General features: G+C 44.4%; 13 protein-coding genes. 3 read left to right on the plus strand and 10 right to left on the minus strand.

The window, feature by feature from the left end:
• Positions 1-6 precede the first annotated feature (6 nt).
• The 3 genes from AC23N5_RS12670 to AC23N5_RS12680 all read right to left on the minus strand — a co-directional run bounded on the left by AC23N5_RS12670 (position 7) and on the right by AC23N5_RS12680 (position 5,938).
• Positions 7-2,880 (minus strand): SusC/RagA family TonB-linked outer membrane protein, encoded by a 2,874-nt coding sequence (locus AC23N5_RS12670; RefSeq protein WP_487755874.1) that lies wholly within the window; start codon positions 2,878-2,880, stop codon positions 7-9.
• Between the two features lie 345 nt (positions 2,881-3,225).
• Positions 3,226-5,121, minus strand: a complete 1,896-nt coding sequence (locus AC23N5_RS12675; RefSeq protein WP_487755895.1) for a helix-turn-helix domain-containing protein — start codon at positions 5,119-5,121, stop codon at positions 3,226-3,228.
• A 22-nt stretch (positions 5,122-5,143) separates the two neighbouring features.
• Positions 5,144-5,938, minus strand: a complete 795-nt coding sequence (locus AC23N5_RS12680; protein WP_487755875.1) for a thymidylate synthase — start codon at positions 5,936-5,938, stop codon at positions 5,144-5,146.
• Positions 5,939-6,256: 318 nt separating this feature from the next.
• Between AC23N5_RS12680 and AC23N5_RS12685 the strand changes: the two genes are divergently transcribed.
• Positions 6,257-7,438, plus strand: coding sequence for an ATP-binding protein (locus tag AC23N5_RS12685; RefSeq protein ID WP_183975886.1), 1,182 nt, complete (start codon positions 6,257-6,259; stop codon positions 7,436-7,438).
• Positions 7,439-7,514: 76 nt separating this feature from the next.
• Here the strand turns inward: AC23N5_RS12685 and AC23N5_RS12690 are convergent, their stop codons facing one another.
• From AC23N5_RS12690 to AC23N5_RS12710, 5 genes are all read right to left on the minus strand, one after another.
• Positions 7,515-8,102, minus strand: coding sequence for a hypothetical protein (locus AC23N5_RS12690; protein WP_487755876.1), 588 nt, complete (start codon positions 8,100-8,102; stop codon positions 7,515-7,517).
• A 77-nt stretch (positions 8,103-8,179) separates the two neighbouring features.
• A complete protein-coding gene (locus AC23N5_RS12695; protein ID WP_487755877.1) occupies positions 8,180-8,689 on the minus strand; it encodes a hypothetical protein in 510 nt (169 codons plus the stop codon).
• Positions 8,690-8,791: 102 nt separating this feature from the next.
• Positions 8,792-10,942 (minus strand): methylmalonyl-CoA mutase, encoded by a 2,151-nt coding sequence (gene scpA, locus AC23N5_RS12700; RefSeq protein WP_487755878.1) that lies wholly within the window; start codon positions 10,940-10,942, stop codon positions 8,792-8,794.
• Positions 10,943-11,002: 60 nt separating this feature from the next.
• Positions 11,003-12,037, minus strand: a complete 1,035-nt coding sequence (locus tag AC23N5_RS12705; RefSeq protein WP_183975882.1) for an AI-2E family transporter — start codon at positions 12,035-12,037, stop codon at positions 11,003-11,005.
• Between the two features lie 13 nt (positions 12,038-12,050).
• Positions 12,051-13,448: a methylmalonyl-CoA mutase subunit beta gene (locus AC23N5_RS12710; RefSeq protein WP_487755879.1), complete on the minus strand. Its 1,398-nt coding sequence runs from the start codon at positions 13,446-13,448 to the stop codon at positions 12,051-12,053.
• Positions 13,449-13,686: 238 nt separating this feature from the next.
• Here AC23N5_RS12710 and dnaA point away from each other — a divergent pair, with 238 nt between their 5' ends.
• Together dnaA and AC23N5_RS12720 are read left to right on the plus strand one after the other, a co-directional pair.
• Positions 13,687-15,114, plus strand: a complete 1,428-nt coding sequence (gene dnaA, locus AC23N5_RS12715; protein WP_122929889.1) for a chromosomal replication initiator protein DnaA — start codon at positions 13,687-13,689, stop codon at positions 15,112-15,114.
• Positions 15,107-16,072 carry a GNAT family N-acetyltransferase gene (locus AC23N5_RS12720; RefSeq protein WP_487755880.1) on the plus strand — a complete coding sequence of 322 codons (966 nt, stop codon included), beginning with the start codon at positions 15,107-15,109 and terminating at the stop codon, positions 16,070-16,072. Before dnaA ends, AC23N5_RS12720 begins: the two co-directional genes overlap by 8 nt.
• Positions 16,073-16,113: 41 nt before the next feature.
• Here the strand turns inward: AC23N5_RS12720 and ppk2 are convergent, their stop codons facing one another.
• Both ppk2 and lysM read right to left on the minus strand, forming a co-directional pair.
• Complete coding sequence (gene ppk2, locus AC23N5_RS12725) at positions 16,114-17,058, minus strand: polyphosphate kinase 2 (protein WP_122929887.1); 945 nt, start codon at positions 17,056-17,058, stop codon at positions 16,114-16,116.
• A gap of 224 nt (positions 17,059-17,282) precedes the next feature.
• Positions 17,283-17,744 (minus strand): peptidoglycan-binding protein LysM, encoded by a 462-nt coding sequence (gene lysM / locus AC23N5_RS12730; RefSeq protein WP_028524782.1) that lies wholly within the window; start codon positions 17,742-17,744, stop codon positions 17,283-17,285.
• Positions 17,745-17,847 lie beyond the last annotated feature (103 nt).

Raw genomic sequence — 17,847 nt, forward strand, 5'->3', positions numbered from 1 at the left:
TTTCGATTAGAATCCGATGTTTAAGCCAAGGGTAAACGTACGTGGAATAGGATAAATGTTATTATCAATTCCTCCGCTCACTTCAGGGTTGAGCCCCGTGTATTTTGTAATTACAAACACGTTCTGAACCGTTGCTGAAAGGCGGGCCGTCGATTTTCCGCCAAATATTTTCCCTAAATCATAACCTGCAAATGCGTTGTCCATGCGTACAAACGAACCATTTTGCATGTAGTAATCAGAAAAATACTGAGGTGTCGCAAACAAGGTAGTAAGGACGTTTGGCACAACGTTGCCCAATGAATTATTGGCACCTTGGAAGGCTTGCAATACGCCATTGGTTGAAAGAATGTTGTTATAAACGTAGTTGCCAAAGTTGCCACGTAAGACAAAGCCTGCGCTCAATTTTTTGTACGTCGCTTGGGCATTGAAACCAATAAATACGCGTGGAGCGGGTGATTTGTAGTGATAATAATCGTCCACCGTGATTTTTCCGTCGCCGTTGCGATCCACATACACACCTTCTACGGGTTTGCCTGAGGCATCATAGACTTGTTGGGCTACGAAAAACGAAGAAGCAGGATAGCCAACCGAGTGGATTTGAATGGTGCTTCCTACTCCACCTGAAATTCCACCCACCAATACCCCTTTATAATTTGGATCATTGGCCGAGGTTAACTTGGTGATTTTGTTTTCGTTGTAAGTCGCGTTGAAGCCTAAGTCTAGCGTAAAATCTTCGCGGCTGATGGTGTTGTGGTTCAACAACAACTCTAAACCTTTGTTCTCGATAGAACCAACGTTCGACAGGATTTCGTTGGTCAAGTTGGTGCCCGCTGCTACTGGTACGACGTTCAACAAATCAGACGTATTTTTCATGTAGTAGTCGATGCTACCCGACAAACGTGCTTTTTTGAACGCAAAGTCCAATCCAACGTTTTGCGTAACCGTTTGCTCCCATTTGATGTTCGCATTGTAGCCTTCGGCGCGGAGTGTGTTGTAGTAGGTTGTTCCCAAAAGCTGCTGGGCAGTGGCCGTACTTGGAGTATAACGTGCCAAATAAGCGAAGTTTTGTCCCACATCTTGCTGACCTGTTACCCCGTATCCGACACGTAATTTCAAGTCTGAAATCACACTAGAGCTTTTCAAGAAATCCATTTCGCTGATTTTCCAAGCAAAAGCCGCCGACGGAAACGTTCCCCAACGGTTTTCTTTGGCAAAGCGAGAAGAACCATCGCGACGAAGGGTCAGTGTCAACAAATAACGGTCTTGCACGTTCAAATTGGCCCGACCAAAAAACGACACCAAGGTGTTTTGCGTCTTGTAGGGACTGTCGTTGAGGGTTTTGGTTTCGGCTTCGTCCTTGGTGATGGTCGTCGTCGAATTCATAAAATCTTGGTACGAATAGCCCGCCATCAAGTCAAGGCGTGTATCTTTTGTCAAGTCTTTGACGTAGTTGAGGTAGAAATCCAACAATTTGTTGGTGCGGTCTTGGGTATAAACCGTCTTTTCGCCGCCATTACTGAAGTTAGAAGCTGCCAAAGCAGGAATAACCTTTTTACCATCGCTTCTTGACACATCATAACCTACGTTCAGGTTAGCATGTAGTTCTGGAAGGAAGTGAAATTTATAATCAAACTGCGCATTTCCGATGCTGCGGTTTACAGTGGCACGGTCGTCCGTCAAATTCAACAAGCCAAGTGGGTTGCGCGTCGCAATCGTGTTAGGTTTTCCATCGGCGTTTACCCACTCATAATAACCGCCGTACGCTTCCGTCCCCGAATACACGGGTTGGGTGGGGTCAAAAGAAGCCGCTGCCCCAATAGCCCCTTGGTTGGCAAATTTATTTTTAATCGAAGCCGCTTTGACGTTGATGTCAATTTTGAGGTGATTATCCAACAACATCGGAGTCAATCCCACCGAGGCCGAGGTGCGGCCCATGTTAGAAGTTTTCAAAATACCGTTTTGGTTGGTGTAACCCACCGACACGCGGTAAGGCGTATTTTTGAATGCCCCTGTGATACTCAAATTATTGTCCGTACTTACTGCCGCACGATAGATTTCATTTTGCCAATCCGTGTTTGCTTTACCTAACAACGTTTTTTGCGTTGCCGTACCGTATTTATTGACCAACGCGCGGAAATCATCGCCCGAAAGTACATCAACCAAGCCTGTTTTAAGACCAACTGACGCTTGCGTACTCAAGTTTACGCGCATCACATCGCCTTTTTTACCTTTTTTGGTCGTAATCATAATGACCCCGTTAGAAGCTCGTGAACCATAAATAGCCGTTGCAGAAGCATCTTTAAGGATATTAAATGATTCAATGTCGTTGGGGTTAATCAAGCTCAGAGGGTTTGCTGCGCCATTGATGGTGGTATTGTCCAAAGGCACACCGTCGATAACAATAAGTGGATCATTGCTGGCATTCAACGAAGCCCCGCCGCGAATACGAATCGTGCTTCCCGCGCCTGGCGCTCCGCCGTTGGGCGTAATCTGCACCCCCGCAACTTTACCCGCTACGAGTTGGTCGGGCGTGGCAATGTTGCCTTTGTTAAAGTCGGCCGTAGTGATCGAAGCGATAGAGCCCGTCAGGTCTTTTTTACGTTGCGTTCCGTACCCAATCACGACTACCTCAGCGAGTTGCTTATTGTCGTTTTGCAACGTCACCGAAAGCTGCGTGCGATTGTTGATGGCCACCTCCTGCGAAGTCATGCCCACAAAACTAAACACCAACGTTGCGCTGCTTGGCGCCGCAATTTTAAAGTTACCATCGGCGTCAGTCTGCGTTCCGCGCGTGGTTCCTTTCACCAACACGCTCACGCCTGGGAGCACCGAACCGTTGGACTCTTGGACTTTTCCTGACACAGTAATGTCCTGCGCCATGGTTGTTATGGACACACAAGCCCACAGCAACATCATCAAATTTAGACGAACATTTGTTCGGCCAAAAACCTTGTACATCGAAATCATCATAGGGGTTTGATGTAAGTTAAATTGGATAATTGGAAAGATTGAAATGGAGTAAACATGGCGTTTCATCAATTTCTTCTTGCAAAAGTACCATACTTAACCCCGCTTGTCGTCCCACTTTGCAATAATGACAAAAAGAGCCACTATTTTTTATAAACAACTATTTATCAGAATATTACAAAAAAAAGGACGTGCCACTTTTAGAAGGTGGCACGTCCTAACCATTAAAATGGTACACATTTACGAAGCTAACTCTGCTTATTCATCCTCAATCCTCGCCTCAAAGAAATATTCTCGCGGGGTTTGTTGCGTCATTTTTTTGAAAGCGCGGTTGAAAGCCGTTTTTGAATTAAACCCTACTTCAAAGGCAATCGCCAAAAGGGTAAAATGCTTGTTGCGCGGGTCTTCAAAACGTTGTTTAAATTCCTCGATTCGGTATTCGTTTATAAAGTCAAAGAAGTTTTTGTTGTAGCCTTCATTGATAATTTTTGACAATAAATGAGGGGCAAGTTTTAATTTCTGGGCCAATTCATTGAGCGTCAACCCAGGGTTTGTATAAGGCTTGTATTGCAGCATGTAGGTTTCCAATTTGCTTTTGTACCCACCTAAATTTTCGAGCGTATCCACCTCTTTTTCTAGCACGGGTGCCAATGTATCGTGCAATGCAATGGTGACCGTTGGCTCTTCGGTAGGTTTCAGGAAAGGCTGAGGTTTGGCCTGAATTTTAAAAATTTCGGGCTGGTGAATGGCAAAATAACCCAGGAAATAGGGAATCGTCGAAAAAGCCAACCAAATGGTATCAATACTTTTTTGGACAATCGACACTGTTTCAATTTTGAAAAAATACCCCACGCCAAACAACAAGCCCGAAAAAAGCCAAAGCACCAAACAGACCAATTGCAAGCCCAAAACCGTCGAAAGGTATTGAAGGTTGTACTCAGACGAAGATTGATTGGCAGCTAATGACCGATACGAACGAATGGCGCGATAACACACCATCCAGTAGTACAAATTGGTCAATAGCGCCAGCGTTCCTGTTCCCCAAAACAACCAAACAATGTCAATTTCACGGTTGACAATTTTGATTTGAAGGCGCTTTTCTTCCATAAAAAAGAAAGGAAGATAGACCAGCAACTGAACCGCTGGCAATAAAAAATGCCCCCACCAGTGGCGCGGAAATTTGGGAATTTTGAAAAGCAGTTTTTGAATATAAAAATAAAAAAGTGGGGCGTACAAAAACAGCGCGAAATCGGGGATAAGTAGCATCTTAGTATATTCTTGCGCTACTTCACGGTATGCACTGACCACTTTGATAGCCACTACCACAGCCATAAACGCCAGCGAAACCACCAACCAACGATTCGCGTGTCGGTTGTAGTCTTGCATGGAAGTAATGGCAATGATTAATAAAATGCTTTGAAAGGCCGAAAACAACAACAGAAGATCATAAATTGAAATGGAGCGAAACGTCCCCGAAAGGTCTTCCCAACTTTCTATTTTTACTTCAATATTCTCATTATTAATAATTTGACCTCGGTATAAAATTCGATTGATTCGCGTTTTTCCGTTTTCCTGTCCTTCAACGCTATTCCAGTCTCCACGAGTAAACTTATACTCCAGCCTTGGTAAATCCGACGCAACTGTGACACGGTATGTGCCATCTACTTGTTTTCTTAGCCTAAAATCTTCGTCTCCCGCATGCCAGTTATTAAAGTTACCTGTGATGTAAATTGTGGCATCTTTGGGCGTATTTTCGGGGATTTCGTTAATCACAAAACGATACATTGCCCTTGCCTCCCAGCCATCAATACTGATTTGCAGGAATTTTGGATTTTTCTCATCAAAACGATAATAGACCCTGTCAGGACGGCTTTTTCCTGTGCTATCCCCTTCTACTAACCCCCAGCTTCCTTGCGTTACCTTAAACTTAAAATTGGTCAGTGTATCGGGCAAATCCAAAAAGAAGTTGCCCGTTTTATCCCGTTTAAATTCAAATGCGGCATCTCCAGGTTGCCAATTATTAAAATCGCTGGCTAAAAAAAGTCGCTGGTTAGCCGTTTTGAAAGGGGCATGACGCACAATCTCAATCCTAATTTGCCCAAAAGCAAACAGAGGCAACAGCACTCCCATCAAACAACGCCACCAATTCTTCATCACGATTTAGTATTAGGTCCAACTAAACAGCCACGGGGGCTTTGATACCTGGCCAAGGATTATAATTTTCGAGGGTAAAATCCTCAAATGTAAAGTCAAATACGCTCTTCACGTCAGGATTGAGCTTCATGGTTGGCAGCTCTTTAGGTTCCCGACTAAGTTGTAACTCAACTTGTTCCAAATGGTTAAGATAAATGTGGGTATCTCCACCCGTCCAAATAAAATCACCGTACTCAAAACCACATTCTTGGGCAATCATCATCGTTAACAACGCATAACTAGCGATGTTGAAGGGCACGCCCAAAAACACATCGGCACTCCGCTGGTACAGCTGACAAGAAAGTTTGTTATCGGCGACATAAAACTGAAACAAGGCATGGCAAGGACTAAGCGCCATTTTTGGCAAATCCGCAGGATTCCAGGCCGAAACGATAATCCGACGAGAATCGGGGCTATTTTTCAATTGTTTCAACACATCCATAAACTGGTCAATCACCTGTCCGTTAGGAGCTTCCCAGCTACGCCACTGTTTTCCATAGACGGGTCCTAAGTTGCCATCGGCATCCGCCCATTCATCCCAAATGCTTACGCCGTGGTCTTTGAGGTACTTGGTATTGGTATCGCCTTTCAAGAACCACAACAGCTCATAAATGATTGATTTGGTATGGACTTTTTTGGTTGTGACCAAAGGAAAACCTTTTTGTAAATCAAAACGCATTTGGTAGCCAAACACGCTAATGGTTCCTGTGCCCGTACGGTCAGTTTTACGGGTTCCGTTGGCTAAAATATGGCGAAGTAAGTCGTGGTATTGTTGCATTGAAAATTCGTTAATTGTTCATTTTTAAAAAGTTGGCCTCTGATTTTGATACATTTAAGTAAAAATCCATTACCCAAAATTTGCTTTGTACTCATTTACCTTTTGTAAGATGAGCATCAAATACGTCTCAAAATAACAAAAAATGACTCGCTATTGCTAACGGAGGTATCAGGTTTAAATTTAACTGACGGTCAAGACCGCCCTAGTCACAATTAGCCATCCAAACCGTGTCTTTCCTTCCTTTTCATTACTAATAGTTGTTTATTAAATGCCAATTCTGGAATTTTTGTCATATATTTATACATAAATTCCGATAATATGTACAATAGAAAAACTTTTTCGCAATTATTAACCCACTTACCCAAAAGGCAAGTTACGGTAATCACTGGCATGAGGCGGGTGGGAAAGTCCACAGCTTTACGCTATTTACTCGACCACGTAACCCATTCAAACAAATTATACCTAGATTTCGAGCGTATTGAAAACAGAGTCCTTTTCAACCAACAATCATACAATGACATTGAACGAGGATTAGTCGCATTAGGGCTCAACCTAAAACAACCTGCTGTACTCGCTCTTGATGAAATTCAACTTGTCCCCAACAGCACAAGCGTAATTAAAAGTCTATACGATACTTATGACATAAAATTTTTGGTAACAGGTTCGAGTTCGTTTTACTTGAAAAATCATTTTTCGGAAAGTTTAGCTGGCCGAAAGCAAATTTTTGAGATGTGGCCACTTGACTTCGAAGAGTTTGTCACTTTCAAAGGTTTTGATGCAAATCGTTTACTGAGTGAGCGATTTCGGCCGTTCTTACCCACTTATTTTGATTTATGGCACGACCTATACGAAGAATTCATCCAATTCGGTGGATTTCCTGAGGTTGTTCTTGCCGATACCCATCAGGATAAAATCGACTACCTCAAAGACGTTTTGAATGCCTATATTGAGCTTGATATTAAGCTATTATCCGACTTCTCTGTGAGCGATAGTTTGTATAAACTCATTTTATTATTGGCTAATCGAGTAGGTAGTCGAATTGATTATACCAAACTTGCAAGCTTAACGGGGCTTAACCGCCACAAGATAAAAGATTATCTGCACCTTCTCGAATACACTTACTTTATTCAGACCATTTCCCCCTTAACAAACGGAATTGATAAAGAAATTAGTAAACAACCCAAAATGTACTTCTCTGACACGGGCTTACTTCAAGTTTGTGGCAAAGTCAGTAGCGGAGCTTTGTTCGAAAACAAGATTGCCAATCAATTGCAACCTCTGGGGAAAATTCAATACTTTGAAAAAAGTGCTGGTACAGAGATTGATTTTATTTTAAACGGAGAAATAGCTTTTGAAGTAAAAGAGACCTGCACGCCATACGACCTCAAAACGTTAACAGATCGGACAAAACAATTATCAGTTGGAGATTGTCAGCTCATTGGCCGCTATCGTCCCGAAAGTGGTTTTTCTAATTTTTTATGGGGCGGAAGTCTATTTTAGAAAATCAGTACGTCTCAAAATAACAAAAAATGCCCCGCTAATGCTAACGGGGCTACAGGTTTGAGAGTTGCATTTTTTAACCTTCAACCCGCCGTAGTTTCCAACTGGCCAAAATGCTATCGGCTTTTTGTAAGGCATTTACTTCAAAATAAGTGTTAGAAGGTGCCTTCATTGTGGGCTGGTATTTTTTTGATACTTCATTTATCACCCGATTTCTAATTTCAAGAGTCACCTCATTATTTAACGATATTTCTTCCAGATTTTCGGTCATTTCGGCATTCATCTCCATCAAAATATCCGCGTTGTAATCTACTTCCAACGAACTACCCCATTTTTTTTCGTCAAAATCATAACTCAAGGTCAACGTTTGAAACACTCCATTGCTTTTGAAATAATAGGTATCACGCTCCAACGAACGCTTGCCATTGGTCAGAACTACTGTTTTACTGATGTGCTGAGGCAATATGGTAGAATTATAAATTACCTTTTCTGGGTTTTCATATTTAAACCAATGTAGGTTGACGATATTATGGACTTTTACAGTGTCTGTTGAAAAATACCATTTACGGCCAATAGGAGGAATCCCCAAACCTTCTCGTTCGTCGTTATATGCAGTACCAAAATTTTCTCTCGACTTCCAGTTCTTAAATTTTGAGACAAGCAAGCTTAATACCATCGCTAAGCACAGTGTCAAAACTAAAGGCATCCATTTACTTTGCATTTCTTGCAGGAAATTAGGTTTTATATTTCAACGAAATTCCCTTTCACCACCATACCATTGTAAAAGCTATTCGTTTTTTGAGGAATATCCATGGTGATTTGCCATTCCTTGGGTGTTACTTTCACACCACTCACTTTTCCGTCTTTTAATCCATACGACTGAGGCCCCGCAAAACTGTTTGTTAAACCTGTATTTGCTTTCGCATTTTCAAGCTGTTGTGGCGTAGTATATTCAAACTTGGGTTGGTTAGGGTCTATTTCAAAGGCAATAAAAGGAGAACCATTATCACAGCAACTTCTGTCGGCACCTGGTTCTAATGTAAATAGAACCACCGCTTGATTCCCTCCTTTTTCTACCCAATACGACTTATAGCCGTTGGCATAATCTATTACTTTTATATGATAGTTCAACATGACTTGGTAGCGCGCGCCAAACGGCTCATTCGGATTCAACGGAATAGTTCCTTGATCATCAGAGTCTTTACAACTCACAAAAGCAAGAAAAAGAAGGATGTATAAAAAATTCTTCATACTATTTTTCTCATTAAACAATAAACTCGTTTGCAATAGACAGACTCTATTACAAACGAGTTTATTATATTTTTAGTACAGAATATCCTCCTATTATTCTCTCTACTCTCCCATCAATTCCTTCAAAATCTTCTGAGCAGCAATGGAGATAATTGTCCCTGGGCCAAAAACACCTTTTACCCCTGCTTTGTACAAGAAATCGTAGTCTTGGGGAGGAATCACGCCGCCCGCAATCACCATAATATCTTCGCGGCCTAGTTTTTTGAGTTCTTCAATTAATTGTGGAACGAGGGTTTTGTGCCCCGCTGCCAAGCTCGACGCTCCTACTACGTGCACATCGTTCTCTACCGCTTGGCGAGCCGTTTCTTCTGGGGTTTGGAACAGCGGCCCCATGTCCACGTCAAAACCCAAATCGGCAAAACTCGTCGCAATTACCTTGGCACCACGGTCGTGGCCATCTTGTCCCATTTTGGCCACCATCAAACGCGGACGACGCCCTTCAAGTTCGGCAAAACGGTCGGCCATCTCGCGGGCCAAACGGAAGTTTTCATCGTCCGAAACCTCCGCACTATATACTCCTGAAATTGAACGTATCACGGCTTTATATCTTCCAAAAACTTTTTCCATTGCCTCCGAAATCTCTCCCAAAGTTGCGCGCAAACGCGCCGCTTTTACGGCCAAACTGAGCAAATTGGAGTCAAAATCCGTTCCTCCTTGCCGATGACACGCCTCCGTAATGGCTTCCAACGCTTCTCGTACTTTTTCGGGGTCGCGCTCGGCTTTCAAACGATTCAATCGCGTAATTTGCGACACTCGAACGGCCTGATTATCCACCTCCAAAATATCCAGCGCCTTCTCCGAGTCAGGTTTAAATTTGTTGACACCCAGAATAATATCTTTGCCGCTATCAATGCGGGCTTGTTTGCGGGCGGCCGCTTCTTCAATGCGCATTTTGGGAAGGCCCGCCTCTATCGCCTTCGTCATTCCGCCCATTTGCTCCACTTCTTCAATCAACGCCCACGCTTTTTCAGCCAATTCTTTGGTCAAATATTCGACATAGTAGCTCCCTCCCCACGGATCCACCACGCGGCAAATGTCCGTTTCATTTTGTAAATACAATTGGGTATTCCGAGCAATCCGCGCCGAAAAATCAGTAGGTAGAGCAATGGCTTCGTCGAGCGAATTGGTGTGCAAACTTTGAGTATGACCCAAGGCCGCCGCCATCGCTTCAATCGCCGTGCGAGCCACGTTGTTAAACGGGTCTTGCTCCGTCAGCGACCAGCCTGAGGTTTGGCAGTGAGTACGCAATGCCAGCGATTTTTTGTTTTTTGGGGAAAACTGATTCACAATTTTTGCCCACAACAACCGTCCTGCGCGCATTTTGGCAATTTCCATAAAATGATTCATGCCAATCCCCCAAAAGAACGACAAACGCGGCGCAAAATCATCAATGTCCATACCCGCCTCCAAGCCCGTACGAATGTATTCTAACCCGTCGGCCAATGTATAAGCAAGCTCAATGTGGGCAGGTGCGCCCGCTTCGTGCATGTGGTAGCCACTGATACTGATGCTGTTGAATTTGGGCATAAAACGACTTGCGTACGCAAAAATATCCCCAATGATGCGCATACTTGGCGCGGGAGGATAAATGTAGGTGTTGCGCACCATGAACTCTTTCAAAATATCGTTCTGAATCGTCCCTGCCAACTGTTCGGGAGAAACGCCTTGTTCTTCGGCGGCCAAAATATAAAAGGCCATAATCGGCACCACGGCCCCGTTCATGGTCATCGAAACCGACATTTGGTCAAGGGGAATTTGGTCGAAAAGAATTTTCATATCCTCCACGCTGTCGATGGCTACCCCTGCTTTGCCTACGTCACCCACCACCCTTGGATGGTCGGAATCGTACCCACGGTGCGTTGCTAAGTCAAACGCCACTGAAAGTCCTTTTTGCCCTGCGGCTAAGTTTCTACGGTAAAAAGCATTGGACTCCTCCGCCGTTGAAAAACCTGCATATTGGCGCACCGTCCAAGGTTGCATCACGTACATAGTGCTGTACGGACCGCGCAAAAAGGGAGGAATGCCCGCCGCAAACCCCAAATGTTCGGCATCGGCTACGTCTGCGTTGGTAAAAGTTGTTTTTACTTTGATGCCTTCGGCGGTAACGAAGGGTTTTAACCCCTCTTGCGGTTTGTCATGTTGACGCAAGGAAGTAGCTAGTTCTTTTTCTATGTTGAGGAAGTTGGGTTTCATAATTTATAGTTCAAATGTTAATTCATACCATTTTTCGTACGGATGCACACAGATGGGTTTTTATTTATCAGGCCCTAAAAACGTCGCTAAGGGTTTCCACTCGTCCACATTATCGGCGATGAGCTTTAAAATAGCCACAAAAGGCAAAAACAACACCATGCCCGATACCCCCCAAATAACCCCGCCCAAAAACAACGCCACTACCGACGCCAGCGTATTTACCTTTAATTGTACGCCTACCACCCAAGGAAAAATGACGTTGGCTTCCAAATACTGAACGATGCCAAAAACCGCCACCACACCCAACGGATACCAAATAGAATCGTGCATCATCCAAGCAACCGAAATGGGCAGCAACGCCCCAATCGCAATCCCAACGTAAGGAATGATGGTCAAAATGGACGCAATAAAACCAAACAAAATCGCTTGGTTCAACCCCACAATGGCCAAGCCCACACTGTTGAGAATACCAACAATCAAATATACCAAGAGCAAGCCTTTGATGTAGTTATAATAGGTATCTACCGTTTGCATCGCTACCACCCTTACTCGGTTACGGTTTGCATCGCCAAAAAGCTGATATAAGCCCCGCATCAACAGTTCTCGGTAGCTTAAAAACAAGGCCGTAAAAAGCGGTATCATCACCAAATTGAACAGTAAACTTGCCGTCGCATTGACCGTCCCCAACAGCACTGCTCCCAATCGACTGCCCAAATTATTAGCCGTCTGTCGCAGCCAATTGATTTGCATGTCAAGCGAAATATGCCATTTCGTCGTGAGCCACTGTTGAAAATCAACCAATATCTTGTCACTTTTCAGCGTCAATCGTGGTAGTTCCTGCCGTAATTCGACCACTTGCCACACCATAATTCCAACCAAGCCCGCGCCAATCACCAACACAATGGCAAGACACGCCGCAATGGCAGCACTACGAGGCCAACGACGTTGTTCAAGCCACCGACAAAGCGGGTAAAGTACCATCGCAATCAGTAACCCAAACATCATCGGAATGCTAATCACTTTGGTGAAATACATAATCACTGCCCCCATGAGCAGGATTTGTAAATACCGACTTACTTTATCTGGTGTGGTCATTCTATCCTAGCTTTTATACTTCAAACGATTGGGCAATTCGACGGTTGACAAGTAATTTAAACGCTGATTGAATGGACTTTTCATCAATGGCGGGAGGTATCACAACGGTGCCATCATCAAACCTAAATTTATTGACGCCCACCATCACACGTTTCCCTTCTTCCAAAGCTTTGAGCGTTTGTTGGAAATTCTCCTCAATGGCATCTTGAATAAAATTTTGGGCAATTGCCTCCATAAACCCACCTTTTTCTTCAATAGCCAAGAACAATGCCCAAGCCGCATCGGCCAATTGAAGCGTCAGGTTTTCGAGGTAATAACTTCCCGCCGCAGGGTCAATAGTCTTGTCTAAATAACTTTCCCCCTTCAACAAAATGGAAATATTCCGAGCAATCCGCTCTGAGAACTCGTCCGTTTCCTGAAAAACTGCATCGTACGCGTGTACGGTTAACGCATCACAACCGCCCATAACCGCACTCATGGCCTCCGTCGTGGCGCGTAGCATATTGGTATTGGGCGTGGTGGCTGCCTCATAAAACGTCGATGTCTGCGCATGGATGTAGCAGTTCGCTTTGTCATACCGACGCAAGGAGGTACCTTCTTCCTTCAAAAACTGCCCACAAATTCGCTCCCACAAATACCGCAGTGCACGGAGTTTGGCGATTTCCAGAAAATAATTTGTACCAATGGATAAGGAGAAATATACTTTTGGCAAAATATCCTCCACCGCAAGACCTTCATCGGTAAGTTTATCTAGGAAGGTCACTGCTGATGAAAGCGTGAAGGCCAGCTCTTGGGCAATGTTGGCTCCTGCGTTATGAAACGCATGACTACTCACGCACACCGACCGAAACTGCGGCGATGTTTGAGTTTGTCGAATACAGTTGGCCAACTCTTCAAAATACGTGGCTGAAAGTTCCCCCGTTTGCGTCCAACGCGCCAAGCCGTCGTCGGCCAAACCGCCTTTCATTTGGTAAGGTATCAATCGGAGTAATTCCGAAACGGTGGCCGCTTCTCGTCCTCCTGTTTGAAAAAAAACGGGCGTTTCGCTCAACTTTATCCCATCGAGCAATTTTGTCAGTTCTATTTTTTTATTTTTTGCCAAATCCAACGTCAACGCATCCACTCCTTTTTGAAGTAGTGCCTTAAGTTGTGCATTGGTTGCTTTTTCTTCCCCTACTTCCACTTGTGGCTGATTGAGCCAACCCGTATTTTTGACTTGGCAGGCTTGTATTTCCACAAAACGCTCGTCCACAAGGTCTTCCGCCGCATAGTAAGGTTCGACCACAATCCCTTCCGCCGTTTTCCAAAACAAGGTTGCCTCAAAATCCTTTCCCTTTAAGTCTTTGAGGGTCTGTTGTTTCCAAATTTCTTTGGAGGCGGGGGAAAATTCGGAGAAAAGAGGTAAGTTCATGAAGTTTGGTACTTTTTAAAGAAAAAATAATTTTATAACGATGGGGTAAAAATAGAGGGAATAACTTTCCGTTTCAAGCCTTGTGCTGGATTTGCTGCTATATAGATATAGATGCGCAAAAAACCCATGATTTTTTGCAAAAAAACTGCATTTCTGACAAAAATCAGCACCTCCTGCTTGTTGTTTATGCGTAAGTTTTCCCTAATTTTGCAGCCCTTTGTCCAAAAAATAGAGTTGAGTGAACTATCAATTACGCCGCGAAGTCGATGAGGTATGGGAGAAATGCCTGCAAGTCATCAAGGCAAATATCTCCGAACAAAGTTTTAAAACCTGGTTTGAGCCGATTGTTCCCTTTCGGCTTGATGGGAAAACTTTGACCATACAAGTACCTAGTCAGTTTTTTTATGAGTGGCTCGAAGAAAACTATATTCACGTTCTTCGACGCGCACTCGATTTCGCTATTGGCCGTGAAGGACAACTCGAATACTCTATCATTGTTGACACAGGCACCGACCGCCAGCCGCCAATTAAGGTGCACGTTCCGACGACCAACTCGCCCGTAGCGGCCGAGGCGCGTCAGAAAGCAGCTTCCGAACCCCGAAAGCCTGCTCCACCGCCCGTGAGAGGGATTGATACGACGGAGTTGGATTTGTTTCTCAATGCCAATTACAGTTTTGATAACTACATCGAGGGAGATTGCAACCGTTTGGCCCGCTCGGCTGGAATGGCCGTGGCCCAGCGCCCAGGCGTTACTTCGTTCAACCCGCTTCTGATTTATGGCGGTGTAGGATTGGGCAAAACACACTTGGTACAAGCCATCGGTAACCACATCAAAGGTCATTTTGGCGACAAATCGGTGTTGTACGTTTCTTCGGAAAAATTTACGAACCAATTTATCAACGCCATCAAAAACAACACCCTGCAAGATTTCACCGACTTCTACATGCGGGTGGATACGTTGATTTTGGACGATGTGCAGTTTTTGTCGGGCAAAGAAAAAACGCAAGATACTTTCTTCCATATTTTTAATCACTTGCACCAATCGGGACGTCAAATCATCATGACCTCCGACCGCCGTCCGAGTGAATTGCAAGGACTTCAAGACCGTTTGCTTTCGCGCTTTAAGTGGGGACTTACGGCCGACCTCCAACAACCCGACCTCGAAACGCGGATTGCCATCATTCAGCGCAAACTCCAAGCCGAGGGGATTTACATCGAGGCAAGTGTGATTGAGTACGTGGCGCACAGTGTCAACACCAACGTTCGCGAACTTGAGGGCGTAATTATCTCCCTTATGGCGCAGGCATCGCTTGTTCGCCGCGATATTGACCTTGAATTGGCCAAAAACGTGTTGAAAAACATTGTTTCTACCGAAGAAAAAGAAGTCAACATCGACACGATTCAGGACATTGTATCGGACTTTTACGACGTGACCATCGCCGATTTGAAAAGCAAGAGCCGTAAAAAAGAGTTGGTATTTCCGCGTCAGGTGGCCATGTATTTTGCCAAAGAACTCACCGATTTGTCCTTGAAGTCCATTGGCTATCACTTTGGCGGCCGCGACCACAGCACGGTCATTCACGCCGTACAGACCATCAGTGATTTGATGGAACAAGACGAAGCAGTCAAAGAAGCGCTCCAAAAAATTCGGAGTAATTTTGGGTAACCTCCACCTCCTCCCGCATACCGATTTTTCCCTCAGCCGTTGGGATGCTTTTATTGCGGCTTCCCCGCAGCGGGTCGTGTATGCCTATTCGTGGTATTTGGAGGTGGTTTCGCCGCAGTGGCAGGCATTGGTTTGGGAAGAAGAAGGAATTTGGAAGGCCATCATGCCGTTGCCTGTTCAGCAAAAATGGGGGTTAAACGTAGTCCAACAGCCATTTTACTGTCAATTTTTAGGAATTTTCACTGCACCTTCGGTCGAGCTTACCTCGGTGCAAGCTGCTTTTTTGGAAGCTCTTTCTACGCATTTTCGGTACGTTTCTAGCTATTCGGGGCGGTTTTTGGGAGAACAATTTCCCCAACAATTTGAACTTCGGCACTGCTACACGCACCTTTTTCCGCTGGATGCGCACTATCCTACCCTCCGTCAACGCTATTCTCCCGACCGTCGGATGAACCTACAACGGGCGCTTCGTTTTGGGTGGGAAATCACCGAGAACCAAGACATTGACCCACTGATACAATTATTTCAAGAAAACCATGCTGCCAACATTCAGGGGGGCGTGGCCGAAACGGCTTACGAATTACTACGCAAGGTGGAAGGAGTATTGCGACACCAAAAAGCCGCGCGCCTTATTTATGCGCTCAAAGACGGGAAAATAGAGGCTGGAGCGCTGTTTGCCATCCACGACCAGCGCATTATTTATTTGTTCAACGCCGCCTCTCCCGTCGGGCGCAAAGGCAACGCGCGTACATTGTTGATTGATCAACTCTTTCAAACCTACGCCAACTCGGGCTATATTTTCGACTTTGAAAGTCCCGAAAAGGCATCCATTGCCTCGTTTTATGCTTCCTTCGGTGCTCAGCCCGAACAATATTCAGTGCTGCATTACAATAACCTGCCTTTTCCGCTGAAACAATTACAGGCGTATCGGAGGAGAAAAGCCTCACCGAAAGTTTAATATCTTCCCGAAAGTTTTTTAAACTTTCGGGAAGATAGCTATTAATCTACCGTCATTGCATTTCGGTGAAAACGCGTAATGATATTAGGATTGGGATAGAGTGAAACAACGCTTTTGTCTTTTCCTTCGTAAGGAATAATGGACAATACATACCGAATACTTTCCAAACGCGCTTTTTGTTTGTTGTTTGCCTTCACAATAATCCACGGACTAAACGAAGTGTGCGTTTTGCTAAACATCTGTTCTTTGAACTTCGTGTACGTCGTCCATTTTTCTTGCGCTTGCATATCTACGGGACTTAATTTCCACTGTTTCAACGGATTGGCTTTTCGCGATTTGAACCGATTCAACTGTTCTTCCTTGGAAATCGAAAACCAAAACTTGATAATGATAAGTCCGTCTTCGTACAACATGTGCTCAAACTCAGGCACTTGCTGCATAAAAATATCGTATTGTCCTTCCGTACAAAAGTTATTGACTGGCTCAACCACCGCGCGGTTGTACCAGCTTCGGTCAAAAAAAACAATTTCGCCACGGTTGGGAAGTTGCTTGGCGTAGCGTTGAAAATACCATTGACCTTTTTCTTCTTCAGTCGGTTTGGGTAGGGCCACCACCCGCATCGCACGGGGATTGAGGTGTTCCGTAAATCGCCGAATGGTTCCTCCTTTTCCAGCCGCATCGCGCCCTTCAAACAAAATCGCAATCCGTTTTCCCTTGGCCTGTACCCAACGTTGAAGTTTTACTAGTTCGATTTGTAATTTCTCCAATTCCTCTTCGTAGCGAATGGTTTCCAGCACTTTACGGGGATCAGAGTTGTTGCGTTTAAATAAATCGGACAGGTCTTTTTTGGTGCGAAGGTTGCGCAGTTCGGACAATTGAATGGACGCATCCACTTCATTTACATCAACAATGGAACTAGCAACTACCGATTCTGACGCGGGGCTTGGGGCCGCAATGGGTGTCGAGGAAGAAATACGTTTTGTCATAGTGCGACGATGGTTAAAATGTTTGTTCTCAAAACAATCATTTTCCCACTAGCCTTTTATGACTTTTTGTTAACCCAAACCATGATAAAAATCAGTTTCACTTTTTTGGGGGTAGTAACAACAAAAAAGCCCTTCCAAGAAATGACGCTTAGAAGGGCTTGTGGAGAACTTCTCGAAAGTTCAAAACTTTCGGGAAGTTGGGTTAAAACTTTCAGAAAGTTGAATTATGAAAGCGGCGGAATGCGCAACACCTGACCTGGGTAAATTTTGTCAGGGTGAGTCAACATTGGCTTGTTTGCTTCAAAAATAATTTCGTACTTCATTGGGTCTCCGTAGTACTTAGCTGAGATTTTAGAAAGCCAATCACCTTCTACAACTGTGTGATACTGAGCCTCTGGAGCTGGTTCAGCTACCTCCATTTTGTTATCAACAGCTTCAACGCCTTCAACGTTTCCTACTGCCAACGCGATTTTTTCAGCGTCTTCTTGTTTCGCAACTTCACCTTCGATAATAACGGTGTGACCCGCAACTTTTACAATAAGTTTATTGTAAGGCAAGCCCAACGTTTTTACGTGTTGTAACAACGCGCCTGCTTTGAGTTCCGCAACTTTTTCAGGTGCTGCAGCTGGTTCGTCTTTGCCGAAGATTTTTTCTCCAACACCCTTAAAAAATGACATGAGTCCCATGGTTGAAAAAGATTTTGTTTGGTTTATACTATATTTGATTCACAAGGCTCAAATCTAAGTGTTTTTTAAGTCCTTGCAAATCGTTAGACCGTTATTTTAGTTT

Source organism: Runella sp. R5_40, assembly GCF_057652295.1.

Excerpts from the sequence above, each read along its gene's own strand:
- AC23N5_RS12670 (WP_487755874.1), bottom strand. The coding sequence starts at position 2,880 with ATGGCGCAGGACATTACTGTGTCAGGAAAAGTCCAAGAGTCCAACGGT.
- AC23N5_RS12675 (WP_487755895.1), bottom strand. The coding sequence starts at position 5,121 with ATGAAGAATTGGTGGCGTTGTTTGATGGGAGTGCTGTTGCCTCTGTTT.
- AC23N5_RS12680 (WP_487755875.1), bottom strand. The coding sequence starts at position 5,938 with ATGCAACAATACCACGACTTACTTCGCCATATTTTAGCCAACGGAACC.
- AC23N5_RS12685 (WP_183975886.1), top strand. The coding sequence starts at position 6,257 with ATGTACAATAGAAAAACTTTTTCGCAATTATTAACCCACTTACCCAAA.
- AC23N5_RS12695 (WP_487755877.1), bottom strand. The coding sequence starts at position 8,689 with ATGAAGAATTTTTTATACATCCTTCTTTTTCTTGCTTTTGTGAGTTGT.
- scpA (WP_487755878.1), bottom strand. The coding sequence starts at position 10,942 with ATGAAACCCAACTTCCTCAACATAGAAAAAGAACTAGCTACTTCCTTG.
- AC23N5_RS12705 (WP_183975882.1), bottom strand. The coding sequence starts at position 12,037 with ATGACCACACCAGATAAAGTAAGTCGGTATTTACAAATCCTGCTCATG.
- AC23N5_RS12710 (WP_487755879.1), bottom strand. The coding sequence starts at position 13,448 with ATGAACTTACCTCTTTTCTCCGAATTTTCCCCCGCCTCCAAAGAAATT.
- ppk2 (WP_122929887.1), bottom strand. The coding sequence starts at position 17,058 with ATGACAAAACGTATTTCTTCCTCGACACCCATTGCGGCCCCAAGCCCC.
- lysM (WP_028524782.1), bottom strand. The coding sequence starts at position 17,744 with ATGGGACTCATGTCATTTTTTAAGGGTGTTGGAGAAAAAATCTTCGGC.